The organism is Sphingobacterium sp. SGR-19 (genome assembly GCF_011043555.1).
Classification (GTDB): Bacteria; Bacteroidota; Bacteroidia; order Sphingobacteriales; family Sphingobacteriaceae; genus Sphingobacterium.
Window position 1 is genome coordinate 790,076 of the sequence record NZ_JAAKGS010000001.1, and the last position, 19,834, is coordinate 809,909.

Here is a 19,834-nt window from a genome sequence, read left to right on the forward strand (position 1 = left end):
AACGTTTCCCTTTTTCTCGAAAAAACGGGAAACGTTAAATCACATTACCTTTTAAAAAGTGTAATGTGGATTTTGCTCTAATGCTTTGTTTCTATCCCAAGCATCTCTAGGAATAGGAAATAATATCGGCTGTGTCTGCAGCCATGGTTTTTGATTTACGTTTAAGCTCGGAAAATTAGGACGTTCTGCTTCAATAAAGTCAAGAAACCGTCCTCTCCGATTCAGATCCGAAAATCCTCCCGTTGGTTCCCATATAAATTCCATCCTTCGCTCTTTAAAAATCGCATCTAAAGTTTCTGTTTTTGATAAAGTAAGTGGTAAGTCAGCTAGACCTGCTCGATCTCTGATCTTATTCACTTGATTTATGGCCTCTTCTGTACGGTCTCTTTCATTCAACGCTTCAGCATAATTCAGCACTATTTCAGCAAACCGAATCACTGGTGCATTGACGCCAGAGTTATTCAGTGTCGGTTTTTGCCAATATTTAGTCATAATATATCCAGAATGTGACCAACCAGCTGGCACATTATCGGGCATCACAAAAGCGGACATATCCTGATGATGTTCACCCGGGCCGATAATTGCCGCCCAATATCTTTTGTCGATGATTCTTCCGGAACCGTCTGTTTCATGTGCATCAACCCAATGCTGCTGCGGCACAAAGTTACTCCATGCAGCACCACCTGTAAACTCAGCAGGAGCGCCTCTAGGTGCTGTACGTTTCACAAGATTGTTTCCTTCAGCGTCCACGCCTTCCCTAAATTGAGTAGAAAACAATATCTCCGCATTATTCTCATTTTCTTCCATAAAAATGGAACGGTAATCCGGCAATAATGTATATACTTCTTCTTCAAAAAGCGATTCTGAAATGGCAATCACATCATCGAACTTTTCCTGCCACAGATAAGCTTTATTCAATAAAGCTTTGCATGCCCCTGAAGTAACCCTTCCTACATCATTTCCCGTCCATGTAGCCGGTAGCACATCTTTCGCCTCATTCAGATCATTTTCTATTTGCTGCCATACCGCTTCTGTTGTAGCACGAGGTATCTGCAGATCGGAATTAGCATCTAAAGGCTCCGTAATCAACGGCACACCACCGAAATATGTTACCAACCGATAGTAGAACAATGCCCGAATAAATTTGGCCTGTGCGATAATTTGGTTTTTTGTTTCCTCATCGCCTTCTTCCATCTCGACAACTTTTGCAACGACTACGTTAGCCCTACTTATCCCTTGATACGCAGCGGAATAAACATCCCTAAGAATTGTATTTGTAGACGGTAATGTCAAGGAATGCAATTCGATCCGATTTGCGCTTCCATCCATCTCGTACATATCCCCCGATATTGCCCATTCAATATCGGCGGCATCCCGGACGTTAGAAAACGCTTCTTCTTTTTGAAGCGTGGCATAAACGCCTGTCAACGCAGCTTCCGCATCGGAGATATTCAGAAAAAACTCATCTTCAATCAATGTATCCTTTGGTGACAAAGACAAAAAATCGTCGCTACATGCCAAGCATAGCAGCGTAGCGAAAAATAAAAAAGTGTTATGTATGTATTTCATGATCATTATCTTAACAAATTAAAAACCTACTTTCACGCCAAACATATACGTTCTGGGCATCGGGTATACGCCATTGTCTACACCACTCGCCAATGGGTTCGTATCTCCAATTTCGGGATCAAAACCTGAATATTTTGTAAACGTGAACAAATTCTGTATCGACGTATACACTCGCAGCCGTTTTAGCATGTTTGTATTCTCAAATAATCCTTGTGGCAACGTATATCCCAACGTGAAATTCCGCAAACGTAAATAGGAACCATCTTCGATATAGAATGACGATAGGTTGGCGTAATTGCCATTTAAATCCGTATATTTCAAAATAGGCACGGTATTTCCACCATTTTCCGGCGTCCACCTGTCCAATACATCCGCAGAAGCATTGATGACACCACTTCCACCAAAATATTTGATTGGATACGTACTGAATTTATTGACATGGAAGATATCATTACCTGAAACTCCCTGAAGCATGAGGTTCAAATCAAAATTCTTATAAGACAGGTCTATATTCATACCATAAGTAAGTGTTGGCCAAGGAGAGCCTAACATAACCCGGTCTTCGTCCGAAAGCACATTATCACCGTTGACATCCTTGAACTTAAAATCTCCGGCAGACGCATTCGGTTGAAATGTTTTATCAATCTCCTCATCTGATTGGTAAATTCCTTCTACAACATAGCCCCTAAAATATCCAATTGGCAGCCCCACTTCGGTATAAGAACTATTCATGCTCGTAAACCCCACAACGGGTCCGCTGATCGGATTTCCGGCACCTAATGACAGTACTTCATTTTTCAATGTAGAAAGATTGACACTGACATCATATTGAAATTCATTTCCTCCGCCGTAGCCCACTAGCAATTCGAAACCCGAGTTTCTGATTCGACCGCCATTCACCGAAGGTGCTGATTCAAATCCTGCTTCTAATGAAACAGGCAAACTCACCAACATATCCCGCGTATCTTTAACATAGTACTCGGCGGTCAAATACCCTTCTCCATTCATAAATGTAGCGTCTATACCGAAATTCCACTGCTCGCTCGTTTCCCACTTCAGATCCGAATTACCCGGACGTATCATACCTGCTCCCGTAATCAAACGTTGGTCTGGTCCGAGAATATAGTTATCAGCCACGCGTCCTAAACCAAATGTACTAGAATAACCAAATGCGCCGATAGCATCATTGCCTAATTGTCCCCAACTGGCACGCACTTTCAAGCTGTTGATTGCTCCGTCAGCATTAAAAAAAGACTCTTCCGAAATATTCCAACCGGCGGATACCGACGGGAAATTCCCCCATTTGTAAGAGGGACCGAAATTAGATGAACCATCACGACGGATGCTTGCAGAAAACAGGTATTTATTATCAAATGAATAGTTTGCTCTTCCCAGGTAAGAAGCTAAGGTATACATCGAGCCTGTACCTGTCCCCCTTCGTTCTGACTCAGAACTCGTATTGATTACTCGGATGGTTTCATTTTGAAATTCACGTGCCGTAATTGAAATCCAATCATTTGTATTCTTTTGTGCCGTTTGTCCGACAATGAGAGAGAGATTATGCCTGTCAAACGTCTTATTATAACTCAACGTATTTTCAATCAACCAGTTGAGTCCCTGATCCTGCCTTTCGCTCAACACCGCCTGCGGGTTAGTATAAAAACCACGCTGTACCTTCGGTTGCCAAGCGGTGCCTCTGTTAGATATAAAATCTAAACCAATACTACTTTTGAATTTTAAGCCTTCCATGATCTCAAATTCGCCAAAGGCATTTCCATAGAGGCGGAGATTATTCAAATAGTTTTCCATCGACTTCGCTCTCAAATAGGGGTTATCACCCTGTGTGGAGTAAAATGCAGATGAGCCGCTGACAACATCCTCTCGTCCCAGAGTCGGGTAAAACTGCTGAGCAAGATTAAAAATACCTAGCCTAAAATCTTCATTCCGTTGTCCTTTACCCTGTATATAGGAAAAAGCCAAGCTACCTCCGAAGTTTAATCTATCTGTTGCTGTTAGGTCTACGTTGGCACGTCCGGTATAACGTTTATTCCACGTTTCCATTAAAGTACCTTGTTGGTCTCTATACCCTAGTGATAAGGCATTTCTTATTATTTGGTTTCCACCTGTCAGCGACAAGTCCACATTATACATGGGTGCTGTACGAAATACTTCATCCATCCAATTTGTTCCTTGCCCGAAGCTACTTGGGTTTTCCCATTCGGGATTGGTTGCCATATTAGAGTTTTGATATAGCTCATTGGCTAATGTAGTAAACTGCTCCGCATCTAGAAATTTAGGCTGTCTCCATAAGTTTTGGAACCCCGTATACGCATGTAAATCTGCCGAAGTGACACCTTCCTTTCCTCTTTTAGTGGTGATGAGGATTACGCCGTTCGCAGCACGGGCTCCGTAGATAGAAGCCGCGGCGGCATCTTTTAATATCTCGATTGATTCAATATCATTCGGATTGACAATCGACATGCCGTCAATATTGTCTGTACTTCCATTAATGGCTATATTCGACCCTCCGACCGGAAATCCATCAATAACATATAGCGGTTGGTTCCCCCCTGTTGTACCCACCCCTCTGATACGTACAGAACTCGCCCCACCTGGTGCTCCCGTCGTTTGGCTAATAGTTACGCCCGGCACTTTTCCTTGTATAGCACTGGTAAATGATGGTGCAGCTACCTTTTCCAAGTCTGACGATTTCACGGAAGATATAGACCCTGTCATTTCTGAACGTCGTTGTGTACCATATCCGACCACCACCACTTCGTCAATATTGCCTTGCTGTGTTGTCATTACGACTTGAAGCGTTTCAAAATTAGAAACTATTATCTCGTTTGGTACGTACCCGATATAAGAAAAAGAAAGAGTATCACCCATATTTACACCGACAACCTCAAATATTCCTTCCTGATTTGTTACACCTAAGGACCTGCCGTCTTTTGCAGATATTGTAACGCCGGAAATAGCTTGTCCAGAGTCATCCACAACCCTTCCTTTTAATCTTTGTTGTATGGACTCCGGCGTCCATCTACGCTTCTCTATCTCCCCCGCAGCATATCCTATCTTCACTAAAGCAAAAAACAACAAAATACATGTTAAATAAATTTTTCTTCTCATAGTCATGTGTATTTGATTCCGTATAAAAATATTAGGACACCATAATTCGTTTATAAACCTGTATTCTTAATGGGTACGTAAACGAATATACAAACACGAAGTGTAAAAAAGAAAATTTATATAAAAAAATAATACGGCTACCTGTTACTAGGCAAATATGATCTATTTTTTGAACGTACGACCTTCCCAGTTATCCGTACGAAATGATGAAGCAGGCAATCCATCTTCGTTATATAAATTTGCATCTAATGGGTTATTTGACCAGGCATATCTAACCGCAACGGGACATTTTATTTCATCAGCCCATACAACAACAGTATTATTCTCTATTTTCGCTTTTGCCCACACAAATTTTTTATCTGCTCCCGCTATGGTGAAATATGTTAGCTCCGCATCCCCTTTTGCTTTAAGACCTGCGCCTGTATTTTTGAAGCGGATGATGATTTTATTGCCTTCGACACGAGAACTGTCGTAAACGGGCCCGGAAGCAATAATTTGATGGCCATACGAAACCTTCATCGCTGCTAGTGCTAAGCGATCCCCCACTGTTTTTTTGTCCTGCGGATGGATGTCATTCGTTTCTCCGACATCGTGTATCACGGCCATACCCGTATGCGGTAAGGCAAGTGCCATCGACTGCGCTTCACGCAACTCCGCCCAGGAAGATTCAACCGGTTGATCTTCTTCCTTTCCATAATTCGCTAATTGTACGTATAGAAATGGGAAATCCCCTTGTTCCCATTTGCTTCGCCAATCAACAATCAGATCCGCAAATAACTGGCGATATTGATATGCTCTTCCGGCATTGCCCTCTCCTTGATACCAGACTACTCCTTTGATTGAATAATTCGTAAGAGGATAGATCATACTATTGTATATCGCTGTAGGCTTTATATTAAACTTGGTCGTCATATTGGAGCGTAAGGCCGACAGTTTAGCACCGACTTTGTATTTCCATTTTCCTGCCAAGTCAATCCTTTCATTTACCGAAATAAAAACACATTCCTTGTCTGGGTAAAAACCTCCCGGTCCATCCGGATTAAGGATTCGTACCACAATACGATTTTTCCCTGCTTTGACCAACTTACCCGGCACGTTATAGTTTCGCTCTCGGCCACGCATATAGGAGTGTCCGACTTTAACACCGTTGAAGTAAGTGCTATCGCGATCATCTATAGCGCCAAAAAACAACGTCGCATCCCTACCGGCTAGATGAGCAGGAACATCAATTTCCTTCACCATCCATACCACACCAGGCATATTTTTGATCCCAGCTTTGTCCCAGTATCCGGGCACATCCGTGACCTCCCAATTCGAAATATCCAGCATGGGATTTGCCCAATTGGTCACATTGTCGGAATAACCGATATCTTCTTCGCGCGACAGCTTATACCAATTCGACTTCAACACATCATCGGCGTCTTGTGTCTGCTTCACAACATTTGGATCCTTGAATTTATTAGCTTCGGCAACAAAGTCGGGAAAATGCTTCAAACCTTCCTCACTAATCCATGCTTCGGCTACTGTCGCAGAATAACTGGCGTTTATAATCCCTATCGGAACCCGTGTATCGTCATACACCGCTTTCGCAAAAAAATAGGCCACCGCGCTAAAATCCAATACATTTTGTGGATTTGCCGATTTCCACCCTTCCGATTGAACATCGTTTTGCAATGAAAAATTCCACGACGGCTTTACTAAAAACTGACGGATAAAGTTGTTGGATGAAGCGGCTATTTCTTTCGTATACTTTTCTTTTACTCTATCCATCTTAAAGGCCATATTCGATTGCCCGGAGCATAACCACACATCACCTACGAGGATGTCCCGGATCGTTATTTCGTTTTCGCCTTCTATCGTCATAACGTATGGCCCTCCGGCATCTAGCTTAGGTAAGGTTAATGACCATGTACCATCTACTGCCGTAGTTACCTGATATTGCTGTTTGTTGAATTTCACGGTAATTTCTTCTTCCACATCCGCCCAACCCCATATTTTCACAGGTTGGTCCCGCTGCAAAACCATCCCATCATCGATCAATGCCGGAAGTTTCACTTTAGCATAGATGATAGATGTATATAATATGCTCAACACAAGCAATAGCGTTCTTTTCATTTGTTATCTTTGATTAATAAACGTTGTGTCCAAAATAACTAATCTCCTATCTCCTTTAAAGCCCATCTCTACCGCCGTAGAATTGACGGGACAACTCACCTCTTCGGTACTATGCGGTGCAATTTCTTTTGATACTGCTTCACCGTTGATCCATACCTGAACTGTCAAGGGTATATCATCGGGGTTCCAAACCTTACTAACAGCAACGTTGACGCCAGGCAAAACGCTACACCAAAACCTTCCCTCCCCCTCTGTTGACTTTTTATCCTGAATCTCTGGCATGGCTGCAAAACCTCGTAAAAAATATGGTCCAAATGGACGGCGACCATTAGCTACATACTGCATTCCGGGACGTGACGCAAATGCGACTCTCAAACCGGGAGCAAATTGATCCCCTTTATCCGTGATCGTAATCGTCTTATTCTTATTCAATTCGGGAATACGCGGGGTAGCGTTCACCATCAAACCACTATTCACTCCAGTCAATACGCCGTTTTCTGTTTCATAATCACCCCAGACGATGGTACTCCTAATCAACGGGTGTCGTGCATGCCCCTCGTTCGTTCCATTATAGGCAATTAAATTACGTAAAAGTCGGTCTGCAATAGGATCTAGTCCGGTACGACGTGCTAAATCGAATCCACTCAACAAAACACTTCCATCGCCGTTAAACTGTTCTGCTAATGCCACGCCTTCCAGTCCGGCACCATAATTACCCAAAACAGCAATCTTCTCCAGCGCGGACTTATCAACGGGCGTAAAGCCGTCTGTCACCGGATATATCGCCGGCAAGTTACTTTTCGTTTCGTCCCAGTTGGTGTAATCAGACCATACCCGTAGGTTACGCCGCTCTATTCCAGCCATCACCGGATGATCCGGACGTTCCGCATTCACATAGTATCCGTTACGTGAAGGTCGGATAGGTGCCGGATAAGCCGGATTATCTATATCGGGAAGAGCACTTTTGAAAGGCTTTTCAACGATGGCATTCACATGGGGCATATGAAGAGAATCCTGACGAAGAAACAACACCCGTCCGCCTCTTGTGATGTAATCTTTAATGACAGCGCTATTTCGTAGGATGATATCGTCTGCTGCATTTTCTCCGATAACTAAAGAGGACGTAAGCGGTATCCGTCTAAAATCCGTCAATAACTGGTAGTCGATGCCCAAGCGTTGGAGTGACTCGGCTGTCGTTCCAATTGGATCATACAATAGTACATCGGATGTTGGCGTAGCTGCCGATTGGACAAATGTCTGGTTTGCTATAAAAAGCTGATACGAGTTCTTACTGACTTTGCGGTTTCCAGCGATAATTTTACCGGTAAGCACATACTCTCCTGTAGCCAGATTATCGGGTATTTTCATCTCAATCGGCTGTTGGTACGTGCCATAATAAGGGATGTCGACAATATCAACACTATCTTCCCATAGTTTCTTATGCGTTTTGTCCGAAAGAGAATAAACAATCCGTGCGTTTTTCAAATCACGTCTCTCTTCATCATCATTTACCACATGCGCTATTGCTTTTACCGTTGCGCCTGCATAGACCTGTGGCGTCCAGCACTCCCAGCTCAACAAAATAGGCTGAAAGGATCTTTTCAGCTGTTCGGCCGCCGGTTTAGGATTCATATCGGCAAATTCATTTACGGTATCCCAGTTATAAAATAAAATCGTAAACGGGAATATACCACTCAGCTCGTGGTTGATCACGCGCAACCGTCTGAAAATTTCTACGGCTTGCTTTATGGTATAAATCTGATGTTCGTCTGCCAGATTTGCTTGTAGATCTTGATGTGCATGTCCGGTCCAGGCTAATTGAGAACCCGGGTTTTTGTGATTAGGCGTCATGTTATACCGTCCATCAGGTCCGGTATAGTTACCGATACACTCTGTAAAAGTTATGGGTTGTACCCGTTTCGGAAATGGAACAATCTGATTATTATCTCGCGTGTGGAGAAAGGTAAAAGGCGAGGAATAATACCAGCCCCAATAACGGTGTAGATCACAAATATCTCCCACCTTCCCATAGCCGTATCCTGCGTTGGCAATATACACACGCGTTTCATCCCATTTCTTCAATTCGTCGTATGCATAGGATAGAAACTTCTCCCATTCGGCGGCTCGTCTACCTGCGAATGGTGTTTCGTTAGTCATGGCATAGATCATCAAGCTCGGATGGTGTGCTATCGCCCCTAGTTTGTTGTGTTTATACCACGCAACTCCCATATCATAATCTCGCGGGAAACCACCATCTGTCTCATCACCAATTTTCTCAAAATTCTCAACCTTTGCTCCTCTAGCAACCGTGCCGCTGTAATTTCCACCAAACACCATCATCCCCAATTCATCACATACATCATACCATGTTTCATCGTCTGGAATACGTATAATATTCACATTCAAACTCTTCATAAAACGTACATATTGCATAGCAAATTCTCGACTTCGCTCCACGTGGGACGGAATTCCTCTGTTGGGTGGATTTATGGCAAAGCCTCGAAGAAATATCGGGTCCCCATTCAAAAACAAATGCCCATTCCTTGATTCAAAACTTCTGAAACCAATTCTTTCGGTCAGGCTACTGACTAATTTCCGCCGCTGGTATTGTTCCAACACCACTTCATACAAATAAGGGTTTGTAGGGTTCCATAATTGTGGTGCAAGATCGCTTATTGTACAAGAAAGCGTAGGTTTGCCCTTATCCTCGATAAGCACAAAATCCACCTCCCCTTGCCATAGGGTACTGTTGTCATCCAAGGAACGGATTTTTACGTTGAAGGTATTTTCGGATGCTTGCCGGAAGCTTTCGTCCACCACCAAACGCACAAAATCAACGCCTGTAAAAGGTGTCAATTTCATTTGATCCTGCATGGCTCCGGCTTGAAAAGCAACGATTAGAAACGCGAAAAGTAAGCCGACTCGTTGTCTCCAGTGATATTCATGCCTGTTTCTGTGATCAACTTGTGGATATTCCATAAACGCTCTATTTTTTCTCGTTGATCAATATTGATGTATTATACCGGATAAAATGGTCGTATACACCATGCATCCACATGACGATCGGTTTGCCGGCGTGCCGGTCGACCACATAAGGTCGTATGTTTTTGGCGGAAGAATGATGGGTTAATGCGGTAGTTTTCCATTTTTCCCCCTTCCGTTGCCAGTGTTCGATCTCAAATACACCATTTACCTGACGGGACATAAATACATTTTTAGGATTGTGATGATCGAGTACCAGCCCTCCAGAGTAATGTTCTTCCAATACTTTCCCATTTTTCTCAGGTTCCGTCATATATTTTCCAGCATTTATTAATTCATGATCCTGCCATTTTTTACCATCCCAATAAGCGTAGTAATAGATATGATCATATATCGACGGGAAGCGTGCATAGGCTATCACCGGACGTCCTTTTTTGTCTAACGCAATATCCCATATCCAAGATTTGACTTTCACTTTATCATAATCATACACCTTGTCTATTTTGGTTATGTCCAGTGGAATTTCGTGTATTCCTTGAAGTTCATTTCCATTGGTTTGATAAAATTTATCTTTCTCGTAATATACATGATATACCGATGACAAGCTAACTTTCGGGTGCCCGTCTGTAAATAGAAAATGAATTTTTGATTTATGATCAGAAACGATCTTTAAATAAGGTATCTTGTTATGGCTTCCTTTACTGGTCAGGTATGCTTTGGCAATTGACCATGTTTTTCCCAGATCATCACTATAGGAATAATGCTGTTTCCAGTTTACATCCTGTGCTGCGCCTGTTCTTCTGTTTCTACTTCGGAAAAACATATAAATACGATTATTTTCATCCGATAGCATAACAGGGTGAGAATAGGTAATAAACTCATCGTCCAACCCAAACGAGAGTATCACCTCTTCTTCCCATGCACTTATATCTTCTGCATTTTTGCTCTTACGCATAAAGAATTTCCCATTATGCTCGGTATAAAACACCAGTAGTTTCCCGTCTGGCAAAAACAAAATAGTGGGTACGTTATGGTCATCAATTTGCAGCTTTTCATGTAAAACAAAATTTTCAATTGTTTTTGTCTTCATATCTCGCGAACTAACGACCACATCTCCTTGGCTGCTGATATAACCATAGTATATCTTTTCCTGTTTACCTTTATGATAAACAGCGCGGGGATCGGCAAACCAACACCAAGCGCCATCTTGCGTAGCGACCTGATAATCCGGCGCAGCCGGCACATTTATCTGGGAATATACGTTTATACCACTGAACAACCCTATCATAAAAAGGATAATATACCTCCTAAATTCGTTGTTTTTCTTCATCATCGTGTTACAGTTATTTGTTATGTTCTTACATTCCTAAAGTCCCGGTCCTTCATATAGTCCCCTATTGGGTATTTTTTTACTGTCTACCTTGTTGCCATAAAAATCTATACCACCGTTGTTAGGTATGACGTTACCGGAGCGCAGTGCCGGTGATCCTTTCCTGAGCTTATATCCGTCCAATGTATTCAAGCCAATACTTCCTAGTCCTGGAGCTACGAATAATGGATCTTCCGTGATTTTAGCCGGATCATCTGGTTCTCCTTTAGGATGATTTCCGTAAAAAACATTATGACCAAACGTTCTGTTCTGAATCGCTTTGTAACCTGGAAGCGCAAACCGATACGTAGCCCCCTCACTCTTGTTGTAGATAATGTTATTATGGAAGCTATAGGTGTGATCCGTATTTGATCGTTCACGGATGATGACTGGTGACACATGTTCGCCGATAAAAAACACGTTGTTATAAACGGACGCTCCCGAAAAAGCATAGTTAAAATAAACTAATGCTCCCTTGTCATTCTGACTCAGGTTATACCGCACAATAATACCATCATCTCTCTTATGCGTACAAAACCATACCAGTCCGTGCGCATTGTCATGGCTATAGCTGTACTGCCAAATGGTGCCGGGGCTGTTGATATCGGGGTCGTACAGACTCCCGTCTGCATCGGGAGAACGATTGAGAAAGCCTTCATTATATTGGAATACGGTGCCGCGAACCGTTCTGGAAAAAATGGTATTTCCGGTGATATCCGTTGCCGTTTCATAACACAGATTACGCTCCACCAAACCGCCCTCTGTCATCCGGATTATCATTGCATTCTTGGAAATATGATGAATCACATTATTTCGGATAATCAGATTTGTCATTTTTCTATTTTCCCACTTTTCTCCCTCGGGATAATCAAACACGCCTTTTTCGTGACTCGTTGCAATACCCTGGTTTTGAACATGATGGATATGACAGTTCTCTATTAAAATATCGTTGTAGCGTGTCGGTTTTATATCATCTGCTACGGTGGTAATGTAGATCCCCGCTGTTCGCTTTTCGGGATGCCCGTTTCCAATTATTCCTTTAATATGATGAATATGCAGATTTCTCAAATAAATATGATTGATCAATCCACCATTTGCTGCACTCACCTCTATCCCTCTTCTATCGCCGGGTGTGTCGGCATCGTTCGTTATTTCGAGATTATTTATTTCCCAATATGCTTGGTTGTACAAATAGACCACACCTTTGCCCGTCATCCCATTCCCGTCTATTAGTGGCTTATTACCTTCTCCGTACTGATCTATTACAATTGGATGCTGTTCAGCGCCCGATCCTTTCGGATGTAGTCGTCCAACCCACATACTCCCTGCTTTCAACAATATTTTGGCGCCAGGGCCAAACGTTGCCGCATTTACTTTAGTCAATGACTGCCAAGCTGTCGCCTCAGAAAGACCATCATTTTTATCATTGCCCCTCTCCGAATCAATGTACACGGTCGTGGTGATGACAGTCGCCGACAGTGTACCGGAAATCATACATAACATACAAAAAAACAAGGAATTGAAAATAAAATAACGAAATTTGAAAGTAACCATCTAAACTATCTTTTTACTGTTTTATAATCTTGTGTACGGGAATGCTGTATTCGCTATTTAATATCGATTTTTGCAGCTTTCGTATTTATAGCAACCAAAGCAGCGTAAGCATCCTCTATATAGGCATCTCTGACTTGACGAGTGAATTCCTTCAACGTATATTTTTCGTCGTTGTAAACGGTTTCCTGTAGCTTCTTAAACTTATTTTCCAGATCGCCCTCCGTAATCACGATGACACCTTCGGCAACCAATCGATGCTTTAACTGAATCAGTGCATTATTAAACCGATAATCAAAAAATGTCTGCTCGTCAAACTCCACTGGCCCATACATCACCTGGTTATCCGTTACGGTGTTACGACGGCTTTCATTGTTGCGACGTAGGTCAGCGAGAAATTCCGGATAGCTCGTGTAAGGCCATAGATTTCTTTCGACCAACATCTTTTCCTGTACCTTGATAGTGGTCAGAGCGCTTATGGCTTTCGCGCGCAAAATGTCTATCGCTTTTACGCCATCGACTTGTGATTCTTGCCAAAAAGCACTTCCTGAATTTTTCAGTCCGTTCTTTTGGACCACGAGACGAAATACCTCTGCCCTATATTTCCGCATTTCTCGTTGTATTTCGTCTTCGGTAACATCCAGCCCTTGTACTGTTCCGATACGCTGCACTTTCACATTATCCAATTGGAGTACACTCTTCAAAAAGCCGACAATTTCTTCGGTTTTTTCGGCAGTTATATAATTGTAGATAGCATGTCCTTTACCTTGAAAGACGTGTGTTTCGGATAGGTCGCTACCGATCTCCTTCATTTTCTTCTCCAAATCATAGGCATAGTCTACATGGATCAATTTATCTTGGTCACCGTGATAAGTAAGTAATGCTGGTGCCCCACTTTTGATATGGTTTGAATTCTCCAAACCTCCCCATAAATTGACTACCGCCTGGATGGGTAGTATTGTCTGGCCCGAGGCATACGCCGTGTATAAAGCGGTCATTGCACCTGCAGATCCTCCCGATATAGCAACCGACGACAGGTCAAATCTATAGACGTCCGTATTGTCTTTTATCCATTGCAGTGCCAATTGCGCATCGTTGGAAGCATTTTTAACGGCCTCTTGCAATTTTGGATGAAAGCCTTTTGTCGGCAGCCCCTTGGACATATTGGCTGTACAACTGGCTCCAGCAGTTTTCTCGTGCTTTAGCGTGAGGTAATAATTGATAGAAATCACTGCAAATCCATGCTTGGCAAGCTTTGTACAAAAAGCTTGTGTACCCGCATTGCCTTTATCGCCACCGGCAAAACCACCACCGTGCACAAACATGAAAACGGGTAATTTACCCGCTCTGTTCTCCGGCAAATAGAGGTCTAACGTCCTGTCAGAGGTCGTATCCTGTCCAATTCCCTTTGGTTTCTCCCCGTATCGTATATTACGATGGACTTGAATATCCTCGCCAGCAGTTTGGGGCTGCCCGGCAGCGGTCGTGGCTGCGGAGAAGCAGCATAAAATTGCCAAACTCAAAAGTGCAATAAGATGTCCCTTTCTACCACCTCTTTTTTTGTCTATAAATCGTCTCATCTTCCTAAATTTATCTTCCATTATTTATTTCGCAACGCTTTGTCTATTGGTGCAGATTTCCCTTTGTAAGCCGACTTCGAGGTCCAGTCTACATTTTCACCTGTCCAAAAAACATCTGAAGAAGGAAGTCCCAAAACGAGAAAAGCTTGCGAACATAAATATAAGCTACCCGTGCAGATATAATTTTCAGCCAATTCGGGTTGATGTCCGTAAAACCCGATCTGCAACCAACCATCTTTGTCAAATGTACCAGGAGCCTCTATTTGGTTTTTGATTACGGTGTAAAGCGCATATCTCACCTGCTGGGGTGTAACGTTGGCAGGAAGAAACTGTAACTGTGCCGCTTTAGACAACAACTGAAAGGCTCCAAAGCGATAAGGTATCGAACGGCCTAGCAAGGGATAGGTACCTTCGGGGGATATCAACCTTTCCTGTACTGCCGCATACCGGCTCGCTCGCTTTAATACGAGATCATAATTATTTTCCGGATCAAGATCGTTCTCTTTCAATACCTGCAGAATCTCTAACAGCATAGGTTGAATAACGAAACTATTATAATAATCCCAGTGAAATTCCGGACCGTCTCCATAGATACCGTCCCCCTTATACCAAGCCAACATCTGCCTAACGCCATAATCTATTCTCATCAGATCTCCCGAACGGTCAAATTGTTGTAATGCAGCTTCAATAATACCACTGAACAATATCCAATTATTGTATCCCGGTGTGATTCCCCTCGTCGAACGCAAAGCATTTAAAACATTTTCTTTCGTACCCTCTGTCAAATTGTCCCATAATTGATGAGGAGCCCGTAACAGCGCCTGGGCCAAAAAAGCCGCATCTACCAACGGTTGTTTTCCTTCGGTGAAGTTCATAAAATCAGGAGATTTCGGATCGGTAGCATGATGAATTCCTGTCAAGGAAAGATCTATGTACTTTTTGCGGAGCTTGCCCTCTTCGGTATCGTCAGGACCTAACTCCAGCCAAGGTGCCATCCCTGCCAGTAGCCGACCAAAAGCTTCCAAATGCATGAAATCTCGACGGGTATCTGGATATTTAGCCTCCAAAGGCATCCTTTTTTTCAACTCATTCTTGCTCAATGCATCCAATACAGGATCCGCGATACGCACTAAAGTTTGCACATAATAAGCTCGCTGCGCTTTACCATCTGGCATATCACCCTGCCCATATGAATGGCAGGGGCCCCAAAAAAAACAAAAAATAACTATCCACAAGACGCTCTTCATCATAACTCTTTTAAAATACTATGGTTTTCTATTATTTCGATAAGTTTTTATATCTCAACATGGCTTCGGCATAATAATAATCGGCATAAGAAAGCGGGACGTCCACTTCTCTTCCTTTCGTTAGGTTCCCCACACTGTGCATAAGTATAAAACCACCGTTTTCCTTCGGAGCAGATGTGTACGCCGGAGAAGAAAGTGACCTGATCATTGTCTCTGCTGCCTGTAGGTATTTATCTGCTTTTTCCTTGTCCGAATAGCCCGAAAGTTCAATCAGCGCCGAAGCGACCAATGCACCCGCAGAAGCATCCCGAGGTATTACAGGATATTTTGAAGCATCGTAAGCCCAGCTGGACGGAAAATTAGGCTCACCGGCATTAAAATCCCAATAGGGGATCTTGTCTTGCGGCAGGTTTTCATGGCCAAGGAAAAAATCTGCCATTCCCTGTGCCGTCTTCAGAAAACGTTCGTCTCCTGTTTCGCGGTATACCATCGTAAATCCATATATCCCCCAACCCTGGCCTCTCGCCCAAGTAGAATTGTTCGCAAAACCCTGATAGGTTTTACGGCTTTCCACGGCTCCCGTCTCGGGGTTGTATGCCACCACATGATACGAACTATAATCTGGTCGCACATGATTTTTCATGGCTGTTTCAGCGTGCTTAACCGCGATGTCCTTAAAACGAGCATCACCCGTGGCCTTGGATGCAAAAAACAGCAATTCCAAATTCATCATATTATCGATAATGACTGGAAAATCCCAGTATTCATCACTGACAAAAGACTTGATACGGTCCCAAGATTGAATACTACCGACCTTGGGATTGTATCTGCTCGCCAGCGATTTTGCCGACTGCACGAGAATGTCTTTATACTCCTCTTTTTGCGTAAGGCGATAGGCATTGCCAAAACTACAATACATCATAAACCCCAGATCGTGCGTTCGTTTATTGTCTTTTTGGCTTTCCAAAGAAGTCAATTTATTTTCGACCTCCTGAAATAATTCCTTGTCTTGACTATATTCGTACAGATAGCATAATGTACCGGGATAAAAACCGCTCGTCCAGTCCCTCGCACTACTCGTCACTAAACGTCCGTGTTCATAATTTTTAGGAAATCGATCTTCGTCCGTCAATGACTTCATATATTTATATTGACCTACAGCTTGCTGCAAACTGTTGTCTATAATCGTCAATAAGTGCGGATCTGCTTTTACTAAATTTTTCTTTTGCGCACAAGAAACGGAAAGAATTAAAAGGATAGCCGATACACTAAATAGTCTCTTCATTTTATATTGTATTTTTCTATATTTTTTAGTTATTGATTTTTAAAAAACGATTACTGGACAGTGACCGTAACCGGTAAAAGCTCCTCGTAAACACCGCCAATAAAATCCAATGCCTTCAACTGGAAGCTATCATTACCGCTTCCATTATGTACATATTTTATAGCGCCACGTGCCAATTCTTGCTGCGTAAATTGTGCAAATTTCGTCATAGGGAGCCCATATTTTGTCAACGTACCATTAACCGGAACTTCCATTAGCGAAAAAATAATGTTATTGTCAGAATAAGTATACGTTGATGATTGGTAGCTTGCCATACTAAAATGATCCTTTGTGAGTATCGTTATACCGTTGTTAGCAACAACAATTGGCTCATTATGACGAAGGATCAATTCGCTTGGAATCGGCCCCATCAAACTAATAAATTGCGTATAAATACCATTGGAGGCCTCCCTATTCCTTATCTGCACGCTGGACGATGTAATATTTTGGCCATTAAGAAGTTGAAGTCCTAAAGAAATGACTGGTTTTTCATCTTTATAGACGTTTTGCATGTAGCCTGTTAGATTGATCTCATTCCAATTCAAGGCAAGCTCCGCTGTTACTAGCTCTGGCCCGAATCCAGGCATCGTATTATACGTCAAAGTCGGCGCCGTCCAATTGTCATCTGTCGTTTCATGCACGGCGCAAAATGGAACAAAATTCGATCCGTTGATGGTATTGACAAAGAAATGTAGCTTTGCCGAGGTTAAGTCATCTACGTAGTCAATAGGAAGCGTATTAAATTTAAAAAATGTATATCTATACTGTCCAGATCTGGACACGAGTTGATTAACACCAGAATTGTAATTGTTGTTTCTGCCCCCTGCATATGCGTGCGCGTCATCCGTCACCCATATCGTATCTTTCTGTGCTTCGCTGTAATCCACATCATCCGGAACGGAATCCGTCGGTGTCATGAGCTGTTGATAAGTTGGAAAATAATCCACCACATGCGCTACACCATCCATAAAAACATAATCCTGCCGAATAACATCAATGGGCGGCGTTGCCAGCCGAGCCGAGTTATTGACGACCACACGATACCTATCTGTCGAAGAAATGAGTCGTGTTAGGTATAAGGGGTCACCAGTCAACGTCTCTCCTTCAATTGTTTCATTCTCATCCAAGTCAATAGACCGAAATGTACCCGGAAATATCAAATAGGAAAACAGCCCTTTAACGACATTGGGAGAAAGATCTCTTATATTTGATATTCCGGCAGATGCCAGCAGTGTCCTAATTGCATTATTAGTCGGTACGACCCTAGTTTGTTCACCTTTAGCGATTAGTTCGGTGAGACCGGCGTACTCGATCGCCTCCGCATATAACGTCAAACTGGTATCGCGCCCTTGCTCGATATAATCCACTAGCGTCATGGTCTTCAAAAAATCTGGATTGGTATCCAACTCATAGTCCTTGATCAGATCCTGACAACTCCACATGCTAGTGACACCGAGTACTAACATTAAAATAAGTTTGTTAGGCATTTTTATGGCTAATTTTTTCATCTTAAAACTTATTTATAATATTCATTCTGTTCTACTCCTTCACCTCTTCTGATCTCCTCGATATGAATTGGCCATACCAGACTTAAAGGGTGAATATCGATTCCTACCCGTTCTTTAACAATCTCAATTGCTTTACCGGCACGAACCAGGTCAAACCAACGTTGTCCTTCATAGGTAAGCTCAAACTTTCTTTCTTCCAATATGAAATCTTTCAAATATTCCGGATAGAAAATATCCCGATTAAGATATTCGGACTCTGGTATTTCAAAATCTACACCTCCGGCTCTATTGCGAATTTGATTAACCAAATCCATGGCAGCCCTTCGGTCATCATCTGTATCTCCTAAATTAGCGATAGCTTCAGCTTTCAATAGGTACAGGTCTGCTAGTCGCAATAGGACAATGTTACGCGTGTCTACGTCAGAGCTGAATCCGATTGTAAATTTGGTTACCGTGTAGTTACCGTTCGAATTGAACCTGTGTGCTATGATAGCGCGCCAGTCTAAATCGTCAAACGTTTCTGCATACTCGGGATGAGGCCTCACGATAGGGAACCCACCCGAGAGATAACTTGTCAAATATTGATTATCGTCTCCGTCATCCAAGCTAAATGCCAATTCAAATATTGATTCCTTGCTTCGTCCGTTATTGAATATCCCAGCATATTCAGTGGCTTGTACCCGCTCTACAAAATTGGGATCGTTCACACTTATCGCCGTGCTATGTAGTGCTGTAAGCGAATAATTGGAATTACTCAAAACCAAGTCTATTCGTTCTATAGCCTTTTCATAATTATGTTCCCATGCATAGGCATGTGCATCAATAGCGTAAGCCGCAGCTCTCGTAAATGCCGTACGGCTCGTTCCTGAAGCAGGAAGCTTAAGCGCTCCCTCTTCGAGATCACGATGTATTTGCTCAAAAACCTTAGTTTGTGATTCGCGACCATACGGTACCAAATCATTGTTTGAAAGAAACGGCTCCGTGACAAGCGGCACATCTCCCCATATCCGTACGAGATAAAAATAGGTATAAGCTCGTAGAATATAAGCCTGTCCCATCAGATCGTTGGCTACAGCCTCTGTAATGATACGCTGTTCCAACAACTCTGGGGTATATTTCAGAACGATATTAGCTTGTTTAACCGCCTCATAAAATGTCCTCCAAGAGGCAAGTGACATACCGTTGTCCAATCTATTGGCAACGACTTTGTCGATGTTGACATTGAATGCATTATTAAAGTAGACCTCCGAACGCATATCGCCATACACCATGAAATTTACACGCAGAGCGGCCTGAAGTCGACCGTAGCCACCGTATAAAACGCCATATAGATGCGCTTCTTCTGTAGGCAAGTTTGTACCAGTCCACGACGTTGTCGGTTCAATTTCCAATATATTACATGAAGATATCGTCAAACTTGCACCGAGAAAGAGATATAAAATAAATTTTTTCATCTTTAT

At 42.7% G+C, this 19,834-nt stretch carries 11 protein-coding genes; all 11 read right to left on the reverse strand.

What is annotated here, in order from left to right; all coding sequences use genetic code 11:
• Positions 1-51 precede the first annotated feature (51 nt).
• Positions 52-1,569, reverse strand: a complete 1,518-nt coding sequence (locus G5B43_RS03490; RefSeq protein ID WP_165293299.1) for a RagB/SusD family nutrient uptake outer membrane protein — start codon at positions 1,567-1,569, stop codon at positions 52-54.
• A gap of 18 nt (positions 1,570-1,587) precedes the next feature.
• Positions 1,588-4,698, reverse strand: a complete 3,111-nt coding sequence (locus tag G5B43_RS03495; protein ID WP_165293300.1) for a SusC/RagA family TonB-linked outer membrane protein — start codon at positions 4,696-4,698, stop codon at positions 1,588-1,590.
• 162 nt (positions 4,699-4,860) lie between these two features.
• Positions 4,861-6,813 (reverse strand): sialate O-acetylesterase, encoded by a 1,953-nt coding sequence (locus G5B43_RS03500; protein ID WP_165293301.1) that lies wholly within the window; start codon positions 6,811-6,813, stop codon positions 4,861-4,863.
• Positions 6,814-6,816: 3 nt separating this feature from the next.
• Complete coding sequence (locus G5B43_RS03505) at positions 6,817-9,792, reverse strand: glycoside hydrolase family 2 TIM barrel-domain containing protein (protein ID WP_165293302.1); 2,976 nt, start codon at positions 9,790-9,792, stop codon at positions 6,817-6,819.
• A gap of 7 nt (positions 9,793-9,799) precedes the next feature.
• Positions 9,800-11,128, reverse strand: coding sequence for a BNR-4 repeat-containing protein (locus tag G5B43_RS03510; protein WP_165293303.1), 1,329 nt, complete (start codon positions 11,126-11,128; stop codon positions 9,800-9,802).
• Positions 11,129-11,161: 33 nt separating this feature from the next.
• Entirely contained in the window at positions 11,162-12,658 is a 1,497-nt protein-coding gene (locus tag G5B43_RS03515; protein ID WP_165293304.1) for a hypothetical protein, read from the reverse strand.
• A 113-nt stretch (positions 12,659-12,771) separates the two neighbouring features.
• A complete protein-coding gene (locus G5B43_RS03520; RefSeq protein ID WP_165293305.1) occupies positions 12,772-14,295 on the reverse strand; it encodes an alpha/beta hydrolase in 1,524 nt (507 codons plus the stop codon).
• Positions 14,296-14,315: 20 nt separating this feature from the next.
• Complete coding sequence (locus tag G5B43_RS03525; protein WP_165293306.1) at positions 14,316-15,545, reverse strand: DUF2264 domain-containing protein; 1,230 nt, start codon at positions 15,543-15,545, stop codon at positions 14,316-14,318.
• A 28-nt stretch (positions 15,546-15,573) separates the two neighbouring features.
• Positions 15,574-16,827, reverse strand: a complete 1,254-nt coding sequence (locus G5B43_RS03530) for a glycoside hydrolase family 88 protein (protein WP_165293307.1) — start codon at positions 16,825-16,827, stop codon at positions 15,574-15,576.
• Between the two features lie 50 nt (positions 16,828-16,877).
• Positions 16,878-18,374 (reverse strand): DNRLRE domain-containing protein, encoded by a 1,497-nt coding sequence (locus G5B43_RS03535; RefSeq protein WP_165293308.1) that lies wholly within the window; start codon positions 18,372-18,374, stop codon positions 16,878-16,880.
• An 8-nt stretch (positions 18,375-18,382) separates the two neighbouring features.
• Positions 18,383-19,828: a RagB/SusD family nutrient uptake outer membrane protein gene (locus G5B43_RS03540; protein ID WP_165293309.1), complete on the reverse strand. Its 1,446-nt coding sequence runs from the start codon at positions 19,826-19,828 to the stop codon at positions 18,383-18,385.
• Positions 19,829-19,834 lie beyond the last annotated feature (6 nt).